Raw genomic sequence first — 14,494 nt, forward strand, 5'->3', positions numbered from 1 at the left:
CTTTACAACTGAACTAGCGGGTCAAACCAGCTTTTCCAGCTCCGGCACGGCTTCGAACAGGTCCGCGACCAGGCCATAGTCGGCAACCTGGAAGATCGGCGCCTCTTCGTCCTTGTTGATCGCGACGATCACCTTGGAGTCCTTCATGCCGGCCAGGTGCTGGATCGCACCGCTGATGCCCACGGCGATGTACAACTGCGGGGCGACGATCTTGCCGGTCTGGCCGACCTGCATGTCGTTCGGCACGAAACCGGCATCGACCGCGGCGCGGGAAGCACCGACCGCGGCACCAAGTTTGTCGGCCAGGGCGTAGAGGTGCTTGAAGTTGTCGCCGTTCTGCATGCCACGACCGCCGGAAACGACGATCTTGGCGGCGGTCAGTTCCGGACGGTCGGACTTCGCCAGCTCTTCGCCGACGAAAGCGGACTTGCCGGCATCGCCGCCCACGGCGGTCGCTTCGATGGCAGCGGAACCACCTTCGGCGGCAGCGGCGTCGAAACCGGTAGTACGCACGGTGATCACCTTGATCGCAGCCGAGGACTGCACAGTGGCGATGGCGTTACCGGCATAGATCGGACGCTTGAAGGTGTCTGCGCCGACCACTTCGATGATCTCGGATATCTGGTCGACATCCAGCAATGCGGCGACGCGCGGCAGGTAGTTCTTACCGTTGGTGGTCGCGGCGGCCAGCACATGGCTGTAGTTCTTCGCCAGTTCGACCACCAGCGGCGCGATGTTTTCCGGCAGCTGATGAGCGAAGGCCGCATTGTCGGCCGACAGCACCTTGCTCACGCCGGCGACCTTGGCGGCCGCTTCGGCAACAGCGGAAACGCCCTGGCCGGCGACCAGGACATGGACATCACCACCGATCTGCTGCGCGGCGGTAACGACGTTCAGGGTAGCGGGCGCCAGCGCGCCGTTGCTGTGTTCTGCGATAACCAGGACAGTCATTTAGATTACCTTCGCCTCGTTCTTCAGTTTCTCGATCAGCTCTGCCACGGACTTGACCTTGATGCCTGCGCTGCGGGCAGCCGGGGCATCGACACGAACGGTCTTGACGGTGGAGGCAACGGAAACGCCGAGGGCATCCGGGGTGACGGTTTCCAGCGGCTTCTTCTTCGCTTTCATGATGTTCGGCAGCGAGGCATAACGCGGCTCGTTGAGGCGCAGGTCGCTGGTGACGATGGCCGGCAGGTTCAGGGCCACGGTCTGCAGGCCGCCATCGATCTCGCGGGTAACGTTGAGCTTGTCGCCCGCCACTTCCACTTTCGAGGCGAAGGTGCCTTGGGCATAGCCGCTCAGTGCGGCAAGCATCTGGCCGGTCTGGTTGTTGTCGCTGTCGATGGCCTGTTTGCCAAGAATCACAAGCTGCGGCTGCTCCTTATCGACCAGCGCCTTGAGCACCTTGGCCACCGCCAGGGAACTGAGCTCTTCGGCGTGCTCGACCAGGATCGCACGGTCGGCCCCCAGAGCCAGGGCGGTACGCAATTGCTCCTGGGCCTGGGCCGGACCGACGCTGACCACCACGATCTCGCTGGCCACACCTTTCTCTTTCAGGCGTACGGCTTCCTCGACGGCGATTTCGCAGAAGGGGTTCATCGACATTTTGACGTTGGCGAGGTCGACGCCGGAGTTGTCCGCCTTGACGCGAACCTTGACGTTGTAGTCGACCACTCGTTTGACAGCTACAAGAACCTTCATGGATTCCTCGTTACTCTCCGGTTAATAGAATGTCGCCAAGGTCTGGATGCTTGGCGGGAGATGCAGGTCGGCCGGAACACCAACGCTCAACCCGTACGGCAAACATAAAACCGCCCGTATGTTGACCGTAAGGCCGATTTCGGTCAACACGACAACCGTAGGGTCTTTCCCCATCCCAGCCAGAACCTCGCTGAAGGAAAAGCCCCCCGATGAGTCGGGGCAGGACACGGACTATAGCAGTCCTTTGACAAATTCAAACAAACGTTTGTATTGGCCCCACAAATAGGGATAGATATAATGGCGCCAGCGCAGGCCCCAGAAGCCTAGCCTAGCCATGATAAAACCGTAGAGCCCTAGTGCAGGAGATTTTCTGTGGAACGCGAATTTATGGAATTCGACGTCGTCATCGTCGGCGCCGGTCCATCCGGCCTGTCCGCCGCATGCCGGTTGAAACAGAAGGCTGCTGACGCTGGCAAGGAAATCAGTGTCTGCGTCGTCGAAAAAGGCTCCGAAGTCGGCGCACACATCCTTTCCGGGGCGGTGTTCGAACCGCGCGCGCTGAACGAGCTGTTCCCCAATTGGAAGGAACTGGACGCGCCGCTGAACACGCCAGTCACCCGCGATGACATCTATGTGCTGAAGAACGCCGACAGCGCGGTCAAGGTCCCTGGCGTCTTCGTGCCCAAGACCATGCACAACGAAGGCAACTACATCATTTCCCTCGGCAACCTCTGCCGCTGGCTGGCCCAGCAGGCCGAGAACCTCGGCGTGGAGGTCTACCCGGGCTTCGCCGCCCAGGAAGCGCTGATCGACGAAGAAGGCGTGGTACGCGGCATCGTCACCGGCGACCTGGGCGTCGACCGCGAAGGCAATCCGAAGGAAGGCTACTACACCCCCGGCATGGAACTGCGCGGCAAATACACACTGTTCGCCGAAGGCTGCCGTGGCCATCTCGGCAAGCAACTGATCAAGAAATACGACCTGGCCAGCGAGGCCGACGCCCAGCACTATGGCATCGGCATCAAGGAAATCTGGGACATCGACCCGGCCAAACACCAGCCCGGCCTGGTGGTACACACCGCCGGCTGGCCACTGAACATCATTGGCACCGAGAACACTGGCGGCTCTTTCCTTTATCACCTGGAAAACAACCAGGTGGTGGTCGGCCTGATCGTCGACCTGTCCTACGCCAACCCGTTCCTCTCGCCGTTCGACGAGTTCCAGCGCTACAAGCATCACCCGGTGGTCGCGCAGTACCTCGAAGGCGGCAAGCGCGTGGCCTATGGTGCCCGCGCCCTGTCCAAGGGCGGCCTGAATTCGTTGCCGAAGATGGTCTTCCCCGGCGGCGCACTGATCGGCTGCGACCTGGGTACCATGAACGTGGCCAAGATCAAGGGCAGCCACACCGCCATGAAATCCGGCATGCTCGCCGCCGATGCGGTAGCCGAGGTGCTACTGGCCGACGGCCAGGGCGGCGACGTACTGAATGGCTACGTCAGCGCCTTCAAAGCCAGCTGGCTCTACGAAGAACTGTTCGCCACCCGCAACTTCGGCCCGGCGATGCACAAGTTCGGCCCATTGTTTGGCGCCGCATTCGCCTACGTCGACCAGAACTGGTTCGGCGGCAAGCTGCCCTTCACCCTGCATGACACCAAACCGGACCATGCCTGCCTGAAGACCGCCGCCGAGTCGAAACGCATCGAGTACCCCAAGCCGGACGGCAAGCTGAGCTTCGACAAACTGAGTTCGGTGTTCCTCTCCAACACCAACCATGAAGAAGAACAGCCCTGCCACCTCAAACTGACCGATCCGAGCATTCCAATCGGCAAGAACCTGCCGCTGTACGACGAACCCGCCCAGCGCTACTGCCCGGCCGGAGTCTATGAAGTGGTGACCCAGGACGACGGCGCCAAGCGCTTCCAGATCAACGCGCAGAACTGCGTGCACTGCAAGACCTGCGACATCAAGGACCCGGCACAGAACATCACGTGGATCGCACCGGAAGGCACAGGCGGGCCGAACTACCCCAACATGTGATGCAACACGGAAGGCTTCCCTCGGGAAGCCTTCTTGCTTTCAGGTCAATCAGTTGCAGATAAAGTAAGTGCCATTAGGGACGGATTGATTTGTTAGCCCAAAACGCAACGATCCGAAATCCCTTTCAGCCCGTATCCTTTAGCTCTCAATCAGATTGGCAGAGACATTACCTGATGCGAACTGAGCCTATCGATTGCAAGGTGTGCCGCCGTTCATTCTCGGCGATTGTGGGCAGTCCGCAGTGCCCACAATCGCCTCGAAGCCACCTCAATGCGCGAACAGCGACCCGCCCTTCTTGCCTGCCAGTTTCTCCGGCTTGATCAGGAACCTCGCCAGGGCTGGTAGCAGCCACAGGGCGCCGACCATGTTCCACAGCAGCATGAAGGTCAGCATCAGGCCCATGTCGGCCTGGAACTTGATCGCCGAGAAGGTCCAGGTCACCACGCCGATGGCCAGGCACAGGCCGGTGAACAGCACCGCCTTGCCGGTCGAGCGCAGGGTCTGGTAATAGGCCTCCTGCAACGGCATGCCAGCGCGCAGGAAGCTTTCCAGGCGGCTGTAGATATAGATGCCGTAGTCCACGCCGATGCCCACGCCGAGGGCGATCACCGGCAGCGTCGCCACCTTCACGCCGATGCCCAGCGCCGCCATCAGCGCGTTGCCGAGGATCGAGGTGAGGATCAGCGGCAGGATGATGCACAGCATCGCGCCGAAGGAACGGAAGGTCAGCAGGCACATGACTGCCACGCAGATGTACACCAGCACCAGGATCTTCAGCTCGGAGGTGGCGATAACCTCGTTGGTCGCCGCCTCGATCCCGGCATTGCCGGCGGCCAGGAGGAATTGCAGGTCGTCACGGTCATTGGCCCTGGCGAACTCATCCACCGTCGCCACCGCCCGTTTGAGCGTCGCCGCCTTGTGGTCGTTGAGGAACACCAGTACCGGCGCCAGCGAACAATCGGCGTTGTACAGGCCCTCGGCACGAGAGATCGAGTTGTTCAGCACGTCCGGGTTGCGCGACAGGGTTTCCCATTTCAGGCTGCCCTCGTTCATGCCCTTGATCACCTGCTTGGACACGCTGACCATGGAGATCGCCGACTGCACGCCCTCGGTGTTGTCCAGGCGCCACATCAACTCGTCCATCGGCGCCAGGGTGCTGTAGTTCGAGCACTGGTCCCTGGGCGTCTTGACCATCACCACCAGCACGTCGGAACTGGTCGAGTAGTGGCGGATGATGAAGTCGTTGTCCTTGTTGTAGCGCGAGTCGGCGCGCAGTTCCGGTGCGCCCTGGTCGAGGTCGCCGATCTGCAAATGCTGCTTCTGGTACCAGAAACCCGCCACCCCGGCGCCCAGTGCGATGACCACGGAAATCGGCGCCACCAACGGATTGGCGAAGTTCGACAACACCCGCCAGAACCGATGGTCGCGACAGGCATCGCGCTTGCTGCGATCCACCGCCCTGTTGCTGATACCGATGTAGGAAATCGCCACCGGCAGCAATATCAGGTTGGTGAAGACGATCACCGCCACGCCGATGGAGGCGCCGATGGCCAGTTCGCGGATCACGCCGATGTCGATGATCAACAGGGTGATGAAGCCCACGGCATCGACCAGGATGGCGATCATTCCCGGCAGGAACAGTTGCCGGAAGGTACGCCGCGCGGCGGTCAGGGCATTGTCGGCGTCGCTCGATTGCAGGGCGATGCCATTGATTTTCTGCACGCCATGGGAAATGCCGATGGCGAAGATCAGGAACGGCACCAGCATCGAGTAAGGGTCGAGACCGAAACCGACCAGATGCATCAGGCCGAGTTGCCAGATCACCGCGATCAGGGTGGTCGACAACACGGCGATGGTGCTGCGGATGCACCAACTGAACCAGTACAGCAGCATCAGGGTGATGAGGAAGGCGATGCCGAAGAACGCCACCACCATGATCAAGCCGTCGATCAGGTCGCCGACCTTCTTGGCGAAGCCGACGATATGGATCTGCACGTTGGGGTTCTGCGCCTGGAACTTGTCGCGGATCTTCTCTTCCAGGTCATGGGAAAACTGCCGGTAGTCGAGCTTGATCAGCTGGCTCTGGTCCTGCGGATTGGCATAGGACTCCAGCAACGGTACATCGACGATGCTCGACTTGAAGTCATTGGCCACCAGGCGGCCCACCTGCCCGGACTTGAGCACGTTGTTGCGCAGGTCGTCGAGACTCTGCGCCGAACCATCGTAGGTCTGTGGGATCACCTCGCCGCCGTCGAGGCCTTCCTCGGTGACTTCGGTCCAGCGCACGCTGGGGCTCCACAGCGACTTCATGTTGGAACGGTCGACGCCGGGAATGTAGAAGACCTCATCATGGACGCGCTTGAGCGTTTCCATGTAGTCCTTGTCGAAGATGTCGCCATCCTTCGCCTCGACCGAAATGCGCACCGTGTTGCCGAGGTTCGCCAGGTCGTTGCGATGCTCCATCATCGTCTGGATGAACGGATGTTCCAGCGGGATCATCTTCTCGAAGCTGGTCGATGGGCGGATCTGCGCGGCCTGCCAGAGCAGGAACACGCTGACCAGCATGCAGATTGCGATCACGACCGGGCGATGGTTGAAAATCAGGCGTTCGAGAAAGGTCGCCTGGTCCTGCTGATGACTGCTCATTGCTCATCTCCCCGCGCACCATTCGCTGCCGCGACACGCACCCCGCCCTGCCCCACGAGAACCAGCTCGCCATCGGCATCGTCGGTGGCACTGGACAATGAAATGCGGTCGGGACGGTTGATCACCGAGAAGCTGGCGCCGCCATCGTCGCTGCGCAGCACGCTGCCGCCATGGCCGACGACGACCAGCGAGCCGTTGCCCAGCAAGCTGCCGCCGGCAAGGCCGAAGCGCAGGGGAGCGCCGTTCGCCTCCAGGCTGACCTGCTGCCAGTTCTCGCCAAAGTCGCTGGAGCGGAACAGGTTGCCGCGCAGGCCATAGACGATCAGGGCCTTGGCATCCGCCGTGCCTTGGGCGCCAAGCAGCGAGCCCTCGTATGGGCCCTGGAGCACCTCCCAGGTTTCACCCCAGTCACTGGAACGGAACATGCTGCCGGACTCGCCGACCACGAACAGGCCTGCGTCCTTGACCGCCGTGATGGCGTTGAGGTGGTAACCCTCTTCGTTGTGCAGGCGTTCGCTGGCGTCGTCCCAGGTGGCGCCGCCATCACGGGTTTCCAGGAACATGCCGTAGGCACCGATGGCGAAGCCGTGGCTGGCATCCTGGAACCAGACATCGAGCAGCGGCGCCTCGCGCTCCAGGTTTTCGTGCTGCAAGGTCCAGTTGGCGCCGCCATCGCTGGTGGCGAGGATCTGCGCATCATGGCCGACTGCCCAGCCCTTCTTGTCATCGACGAAGAACACGGCGGTCAGCAACTGGCGACTCGGCACCCGCGCCTGCACCCAGTTCTTGCCGGCGTCTTCGGAAAACAGGATATGCCCGCGATCCCCCACCGCGACCAGGCGCTTACCGGCATGGGCGATATCCAGCAGCAACGTGCTGGCAGCCTTGGACGATTCGATGGAGTAGACGGGAGCGGTCTCGGCGGCGAACGCCACAGGAGCACCGAACAGCGCAGCCACGACGGGTAGCAGCCGAAGCGACCTGCGGGATCGAGCGAGCAATGGGAAGAGCCCACGCATAAATACATCCCCTTTTCTTTTTATAGTGGTGCAGGAGGACAGGTGCTGCATGCTGGCATGCTTCACGAAACCCTGACAATCGTCACCACGTTATCTTTTGTTAAGCGCCGCCGAGCGGCTTCGAGGGCTCTAGATCAGCACATCCAGAGGGGGAATGGCAATCTGACAGCGATGTGAATGGTGGTGACTGGATGTTTCAGAGCAACATAGTAGGGTGGACAACGCGAAGCTTGTCCACCATTACGCCGATGCTCTGATGGGCACTCGGAACCGAAGTTGCCTGAAGCTTTTTGGTGGACAAGCTTTGCGTTGTCCACCCTACGAACTAACCAGAGTTTCCAGTGAGGGGCTTGAGCAGCGCCAATCCCCCTGCCCTACTTGATCACGCCAGGCTCTTGCTCACCACCTCATACACATCACTGGACAACGTGCCGGACGCCAGGATGCGCTCCAGTTCGCCCTTCATCAGCGCCTGGCGGGCGCTGCCGTATTTGCGCCAGCGGGTCAGCGGCGACAGCTGGCGCGAGGCGATCTGCGGGTTCAGGGCGTTGAGGGTGATGACCTGGTCGGCGAGGAAGCGATAGCCGCTGCCGTCGGCCGCGTGGAAGTTGACCAGGTTCTGCCCAGCGAAGGCGCCGATCAGGGCACGCACCTTGTTCGGGTTCTTCAGGGTGAAGGCCGGGTGTTCCATCAGCGCGCGCACGCGGTCGAGGCCGCCCGGCAGCGAGCTGGCGGCCTGGACGCTGAACCACTGGTCCATGACCAGGGCATTGTCCTTGAAGTGTTCGGCGAAGCTTTCCAGGGCCTTGCCGCGCTCGGCTTCGAACGTCGAGTTGACCAGCACCGCCAGGGCCGTCAGGCGTTCGGTCATGTTGTCGCAGGCATCGAACTGCTCCAGGGTCGCCGCCAGCACCTCGGGCTTGCCCGTGAGCATCAGGTAGGACAGCGCGATGTTCTGCAGGCTGCGCCGCGCGAAGTGGCTCGACTCGGCGATGTACGGCGTGGCGCGGGACTGCTCACGGTTGGCCTGGTAGCGCTTCCAGAGCGAGTCGAACAGCGCGTTGGCCAGTTCGAGACGGGCAAACTCACGGGCCGCGTGGATGGCATCGACGTCCGCCACTTCGCTGATTTCGCAGAGATAGGCCTCGCCCGGCAGCGAGAGCATTTCAGCGACCATCGCCGGGTCCAGCGCGTCATTGTCCAGCACGCTGCGCAGCGCCTCGACCAGGCGCTGGTCGAGCACCAGTCGCTCGCCACGCTGATGCTGGTCGATCAGTTCCTGCAATACCTGCACGGACAGTTGCTGGCCCGCTTCCCAGCGGTTGAAGCCGTCGCTGTCGTGCTGCATGAGGAAGGTCAGTTGGTCGCGGTCGTAGGGGAAGCTCAGCTTCACCGGCGCGCTGAAGCCACGCAGCAGCGACGGCAGCGGCTTGTCGGCGATGTCGACGAAGGTGAACGACTGCTGCGCCTCGGTCACTGATAGTACGCGGTTGCTGCCAGCGGCGGCGGCTTCGCCTTGCAGGCGCAGCGGCAGGTCGTTGCCTTGGGCATCGAGCAGGCCGAGCTCGACCGGAATCACGAACGGCAGCTTCTCGCCCTGCCCCGGCGTGGCCGGGCAGCTCTGGGCGAAGCTCAGGGTGTAGGTCTTCGCCGCCGCGTCGTACGACTCGCTAACCGCCAGGCGCGGTGTGCCGGCCTGGGTGTACCAGCGCTTGAACTGGGTCAGGTCGAGGCCGCTGGCGTCTTCCATGGCCTTGACGAAGTCGTCGCAGGTCACGGCCTGGCCATCGTGGCGCTCGAAGTACAGGTCCGAACCCTTGCGGAAAGTCTCGGCGCCGATCAGGGTGTGGATCATGCGCAGCACTTCGGAACCCTTCTCGTAGATGGTCAGGGTGTAGAAGTTGGAGATTTCCATGTACGCGTCCGGGCGCACCGGGTGGGCCATCGGCCCGCCATCCTCGGCGAACTGGTGGGTACGCAGGTAGGCCACGTCCTCGATGCGCTTGACCGTACGCGAATTCATGTCGGCGCTGAACTCGCTGTCGCGGAATACGGTGAAGCCCTCCTTGAGCGACAGCTGGAACCAGTCGCGGCAGGTCACGCGGTTGCCCGACCAGTTGTGGAAATACTCGTGGGCGACCACTGCCTCGACGCGCTGGTGGGCGGCGTCGGTGGCGGTTTCGGCACGGGCCAGCACGCAACTGGAGTTGAAGATGTTGAGGCCCTTGTTCTCCATCGCGCCCATGTTGAAGTCGTTGACCGCGACGATCATGAAGATGTCCAGGTCGTACTCACGCCCGTAGGTCTCCTCGTCCCACTTCATCGACTTCTTCAGGCTGTCCATGCCGTGCTGCACCTTGTCGATGTTCTCCGGCTCGACGTAGATGCGCAGGGTCACCTCGCGCTGGCTCATGGTGCGGAATTTGTCCTCAACGCACCACAGGTCACCGGCGACCAGGGCAAACAGGTAGGCCGGCTTCTTGAACGGGTCTTCCCAGGTCGCCCAGTGGCGGCCGCCCTCCTCGCTGCCGCTGGCGATCGGGTTGCCGTTGGACAGCAGCACCGGATAGCTGTGCTGCTCAGCGCTCAGCGTGGTGGTGAACTTGCTCATCACGTCCGGGCGGTCGAGGTAATAGGTGATCTTGCGGAAACCTTCCGCCTCGCACTGGGTGCAGAACATGCCGCTGGATTTGTACAGGCCTTCCAGGGCGGTGTTGCTTTCCGGGTGGATACGCACGGTGCTGTCGACCACGAAACTGGCCTGGGTCGGCTGCAAGGTCAGGTGGCTGTCGTCGAGCTGGTAGTCGGCGGCGCCCAGCTCGCGGTCATCCAGGCTGATGCGCTCCAGCTCCAGTTGCTGGCCATCGAGCACCAGCGGCGGCAGGTCGCTGCCGAGCCCGGGGTTGCGGCGCATCACCAGTTGCGCATGGACCAAGGTATGGTCCTCGAACAATTCGAAGGTCAGGTGCGTCTCGTCGATCAGGTAATCCGGAGCCCGGTAGTCCTTCAGGTAGATGGTCTTGGATTGCTCGGTACGCATGGGGAGGCCTCTTCGAGGCAGCTGCAAGCGTCAGGCTGCGGCTGCAAGCAATGGATGACAACCGCGAGCAGGCGTTAGGCGCAGCTCGCGGCGATCTGATAAGCAGTGTACTTGCGAATGTTGATCACGCCGGTATCGAACATCAGGTACTGGCCCTTGATGCCGAGCAAGGTGCCTTCGGCGACTGGGTCCTTGTCCAGGTTGAAGCTGGTGATCTTGGCCGGATACGCCTCGATCGGGTAACGGATTTCCAGCGGTTGCAGATCGTCCAGCGCCTGGATCGCCTGCAGGCCGAAGCGCTGTTGCAAGACCAGCATGCCGTCGGCGCAGGCGTCCAGCACCTGGTCGCGCAGGGCCAGCAGGTCGACCGGCATGGCATCACCCTTGAGCAGCGCGCGCCAGTTGGTCTTGTCCGCCACCTGGCTGCGCAGCAGGTCTTCGACGAAACCGGACTGCTGGCGCGTGGCCACGCGCATGATCGGCAGTGCCTGGGTCGCGCCCTGGTCGATCCAGCGCGTGGGAATCTGCGTGGCACGGGTGATGCCGACCTTCACCCCGGACGAGTTGGCCAGGTAGACGATATGGTCGGTCATGCAGAAGCGCTCGCCCCAGTCCGGCTCGCGGCAGGTGCCGGCATCGTAGTGACAACGCTCCGGGCTCATGATGCACAGGTCGCACTGCGCCAGCTTCTGCATGCACGGGTAGCAATAACCCTGGCTGAAGCTGGTCTTGGTCTTGCGCCCGCAATGGCTGCAATGGATCGCGCCGAGGAACTCCAGGCGCACGGTCTTGCCGATCAGCGGGTTGACCGGCACCTGCTCGTCCGCCATGCGCAGGGCGTACTGCACGACTGGCGCTTCGAGCTGCGCCGACATCTTGCTCAGCGCACCGCGCCCCAACTCGATCATCGAAAACCTCAGTGCAGCGTTTCGTTGGACTTGAACAGCAGGTTGGGGATCGGCTCGGCGTGCGACTCGCACTCCTGCGGGCCCATGTAGCCAGTACGCTGGTCTTCCGGCAGATTCTGGATCTCCCAGGCGATCATCGCCTGCAGGCTCAGCTCTTTCTGCTCCTGGGTCAGCTTGCGACCATCCGGCCACTTGCCGATCTCCACGGCCAGCTTGAGGCTCTCGTAGATATCCGGGGTGATGTTCTCGATCATTTCGGTGAAAGACGACATGGCCATCTCCTGAAAAAACAGAAGCGCATCTTACCGGTACGCAGGCGAAGACGCACGGGGCCAGGCGCCGTACCCTCGGGCCCTAGAAATCTTTCGACAACTTGACCTGTGCCAGCTCCTTCTCCAGCGAACGACGGAATATCTGCGGGCCGGCGAAGCTGTAGACGACGAAGCCCAGCCAGGCCCAGCCGATCACCTCGGCCGCTTGCGGATAGCCCTGCTGGGTCGTGGCGATCACCGCCACCCGATAGAACACGAACATGCCCAGCAACACGATGATCGCGCGGGTCGGCCCCAGCTCGGACATCCACGAGTTGTAGCGCCACCACAGGCCCAGGAAGGGATTGCTGCGCGCCTTCACCGCCGACAGGAGGAACAGCGCGGAGACATCGTTGGCATCCTCGCGCAGCACCCAGATCGCATGTTCCCGCGCCGCTTCGGTCTCGCCGCGACGAAGTAGCAGATGGCCCATGATGACCACGGCCTGGTGATGGTTGGGTTGCAGTTGCAAGGCTTCGCGGGCAAAGCGCTCGGCCTGCTGCACTTCGCCGCGATGCCGGTGATAGCTGGCCAGCGCCGCCAGGCAATTGGGGTCATCCGGCGCCAATTCGACGGCTTTCTGCAAGCTGGCGAGCTGCTCCTTGCCGCGCCGGGTGAGGTCGCAGAGTTCGGCATGGGCCAGGTGATAGGCGGCCTCCTGCGGGTTCATGTCGAGCAACTGTGCCAAATGCTTGTCGGCGTCCTTGAAACGGCGTCGCGCCACGGCCACGCGGGCCGCCGCGTAATGTGCCAGCTCCAGGTGCGGGTCGGCGGACAGCGCCAGGCCGGCCTCGCGCTCGGCGGCATGGGCGCGGCGCATCGACAACAGGCACAGGGCGAGCAGCGCATGGGCCTCGGCCTGCATCGGATCATCGCCGAGCAACTGACGCAGGCTGTCGATGGCGCCCTCGATATGGCCCGAGGCGAGGCGCTGCCGGGCCACTTGCAACAGATAGGATTCGTTCATCAGCTCAGCACCAGTTGCCAGAGGGTGAAAGGCAGCAGCCCGAGGACCACGCCACGCAGCACGAAGGCACCGAGCAGCATGACCGGCATGCCGAAGCGATTGAGCACGCCGCCGTAGTACTGGTAGATCTCGATGGTCGCGCTCTGCGCCACGAACAGCGCATAGGCCACCGCCAGCTTCCAGACCACCAGCACCAGCAACGCGTACTGCAAGCCATCCTTGTGGAGGTAGCCAGCCTGCCACAGGTAGATCAGGGCGAAGGCGATGCCGATGGTGCCGAGCAAGCCGAGCCCGGCGATCACCGCCTCGCGCACGCGGGTCGGGCTGCCGACCGCGAAGCCGTTGAAGACGAACCAGGGCAGGCCCAGCCAGAAACCGCCGAGCATCAAGCCCAGCAAGGGCCACAGCGGCTCTACCGCCAGGCGCGCCAACGGCCCCGGCCTGGGCTCGTCATCGAGCCGATAGGTATTGTTGGTCTGCATCAGCGCCCCTTGCCGTTCTTTTCCAGGAAAGCCAGCACTTCGTCGTACTGGCCGCCTTCGTTGGAATAACGCGCGTAGTTGCGCGCGGTGGTCAACCACTCCAGGGTAGTGGCGCGGACCTCTTTCAATGCGGCCTTGAGGTGGACGTCGGTGACCGGTCGCTCCTGGCCTTCGCTGATCGACTCCTCGATGGCCTCGTCGACCGCGGTTTCCACCAGTTCACGCAGGTCAGCCCCGGAAAACCCCGAAGTGCTGCGCGCCAGGAACTCGTAGTCGATCTCGCCCGCGCTGGGGCGGTCGGCCATCAGCATGCGCAACAGGCTGGCACGTGCGGCACGGTCTGGCGGCGGCACGAACAACACGCGGTCGAAGCGACCTGGGCGGCGGAACGCGGCGTCCACCGACCAGGGCACGTTGGTCGCCGCGAGAATCAGCACACCGTGGTTGGACTGGGCGAAGCCGTCCATCTCGGTGAGGAACTGGCTGACCAGCTTGGATGAGGTGGCCTCGCGGGTATTGGTGCGACGCCCGCCGAGGGCTTCCACCTCATCGAAGAACAGCACGGCCGGCGCCTTGGCCCGCGCCTCTTCGAAGAGCGCGTGGAGCTTGCGCTCGGACTCGCCGATGTACATGTCCAGCACATCGGAAATGGCCACGTTGAGAAAGGTGGCCTTGCACTCGCCCGCCGTGGCCCGCGCCAGCATGGTCTTGCCGCAACCGGGCGGGCCATAGAGCAGGATGCCACCGCCGACACGCTTGCGAAAACGCTGGAACAGGCCGGGCTTCTGGTACGGCAGGATGATCTTCTTGTGGATAGTTTTCTTCAGTTCGTCGAGGCCGCCGACATCGGCGAAGGTCAGGGTCTCGGTACTGGGTTCGAGCAGGCGCGTCGCCTCGCTGCGATCGGTGTCGTCGTTGGAGATCACCCGTAGGCGTGGACGCCCTTCGCCCCCCTGGAAATCCACGACATTGGCACTCAGCCGGCGCTGCAGGGCGACATCCTCAAGCGCGGGGTTGGCCGCGACGGCAGCACGGTACTCGACCAGGCCTTCATCACGGCGCTCCAGATCGGCCAGGGCACGGGCACGCAGCAGGCGCCCGGCCGGATCATCGACCGGCGCCAGGGCCAAGGCGCGGGTCGCCTCGCCAGCTTGCAAGCAGAGGCGCGCGGCCAACAGACGCAACGCTGATGCATCGTCACGTTCGGCGAGGCCGCTGGGCAGATGCGGCAAGCCTCGGGCACATTCGTTGCGCTCCAGATAGGCCTGCAACAGAAGCGTCAGCAGCGCATCGTTGTCGGGCGATGCCGACAATGCCGCCTCCAGTTGAACCAGTGTCGTGTCATCCATGGGTGTCGATTACCTGTAGCGATAGATGAATGAA

11 protein-coding genes are annotated in these 14,494 nt (G+C 62.9%); 1 reads left to right on the plus strand and 10 read right to left on the minus strand.

Features of this window, described 5'->3' with window-relative positions; translation table 11 throughout:
* Positions 1-21: 21 nt before the first annotated feature.
* Both ACSZPK_RS10460 and ACSZPK_RS10465 read right to left on the minus strand, forming a co-directional pair.
* The gene (locus ACSZPK_RS10460; RefSeq protein WP_437881383.1) at positions 22-951 is read right to left on the minus strand and encodes an electron transfer flavoprotein subunit alpha/FixB family protein; all 930 of its coding nucleotides are present in this window, start codon (positions 949-951) and stop codon (positions 22-24) included.
* Positions 952-1,701, minus strand: a complete 750-nt coding sequence (locus ACSZPK_RS10465; protein WP_437881384.1) for an electron transfer flavoprotein subunit beta/FixA family protein — start codon at positions 1,699-1,701, stop codon at positions 952-954.
* Positions 1,702-2,073: 372 nt separating this feature from the next.
* Here ACSZPK_RS10465 and ACSZPK_RS10470 point away from each other — a divergent pair, with 372 nt between their 5' ends.
* Positions 2,074-3,738: an electron transfer flavoprotein-ubiquinone oxidoreductase gene (locus ACSZPK_RS10470; protein ID WP_437881385.1), complete on the plus strand. Its 1,665-nt coding sequence runs from the start codon at positions 2,074-2,076 to the stop codon at positions 3,736-3,738.
* A gap of 267 nt (positions 3,739-4,005) precedes the next feature.
* Here the strand turns inward: ACSZPK_RS10470 and ACSZPK_RS10475 are convergent, their stop codons facing one another.
* The 8 genes from ACSZPK_RS10475 to ACSZPK_RS10510 all read right to left on the minus strand — a co-directional run bounded on the left by ACSZPK_RS10475 (position 4,006) and on the right by ACSZPK_RS10510 (position 14,460).
* Complete coding sequence (locus ACSZPK_RS10475; protein ID WP_437881386.1) at positions 4,006-6,384, minus strand: efflux RND transporter permease subunit; 2,379 nt, start codon at positions 6,382-6,384, stop codon at positions 4,006-4,008.
* Positions 6,381-7,403, minus strand: coding sequence for a WD40/YVTN/BNR-like repeat-containing protein (locus tag ACSZPK_RS10480; RefSeq protein WP_437881387.1), 1,023 nt, complete (start codon positions 7,401-7,403; stop codon positions 6,381-6,383). Before ACSZPK_RS10480 ends, ACSZPK_RS10475 begins: the two co-directional genes overlap by 4 nt.
* A gap of 382 nt (positions 7,404-7,785) precedes the next feature.
* Positions 7,786-10,443 (minus strand): aminopeptidase N, encoded by a 2,658-nt coding sequence (gene pepN, locus ACSZPK_RS10485; RefSeq protein ID WP_437881388.1) that lies wholly within the window; start codon positions 10,441-10,443, stop codon positions 7,786-7,788.
* Positions 10,444-10,517: 74 nt separating this feature from the next.
* Positions 10,518-11,351, minus strand: a complete 834-nt coding sequence (locus ACSZPK_RS10490; protein WP_437881389.1) for a DUF2797 domain-containing protein — start codon at positions 11,349-11,351, stop codon at positions 10,518-10,520.
* Positions 11,352-11,359: 8 nt separating this feature from the next.
* Positions 11,360-11,623 (minus strand): YeaC family protein, encoded by a 264-nt coding sequence (locus ACSZPK_RS10495; RefSeq protein WP_437881390.1) that lies wholly within the window; start codon positions 11,621-11,623, stop codon positions 11,360-11,362.
* Between the two features lie 82 nt (positions 11,624-11,705).
* Positions 11,706-12,629, minus strand: coding sequence for a tetratricopeptide repeat protein (locus ACSZPK_RS10500; protein ID WP_437881391.1), 924 nt, complete (start codon positions 12,627-12,629; stop codon positions 11,706-11,708).
* The gene (locus tag ACSZPK_RS10505) at positions 12,629-13,111 is read right to left on the minus strand and encodes a hypothetical protein (RefSeq protein ID WP_437881392.1); all 483 of its coding nucleotides are present in this window, start codon (positions 13,109-13,111) and stop codon (positions 12,629-12,631) included. The genes ACSZPK_RS10500 and ACSZPK_RS10505 overlap by 1 nt, the downstream gene beginning before the upstream one ends.
* Positions 13,111-14,460, minus strand: coding sequence for an ATP-binding protein (locus tag ACSZPK_RS10510; protein WP_437881393.1), 1,350 nt, complete (start codon positions 14,458-14,460; stop codon positions 13,111-13,113). Before ACSZPK_RS10510 ends, ACSZPK_RS10505 begins: the two co-directional genes overlap by 1 nt.
* Positions 14,461-14,494 lie beyond the last annotated feature (34 nt).

This window comes from Pseudomonas sp. LRF_L74, assembly GCF_965644255.1.
GTDB lineage: Bacteria > Pseudomonadota > Gammaproteobacteria > Pseudomonadales > Pseudomonadaceae > Aquipseudomonas.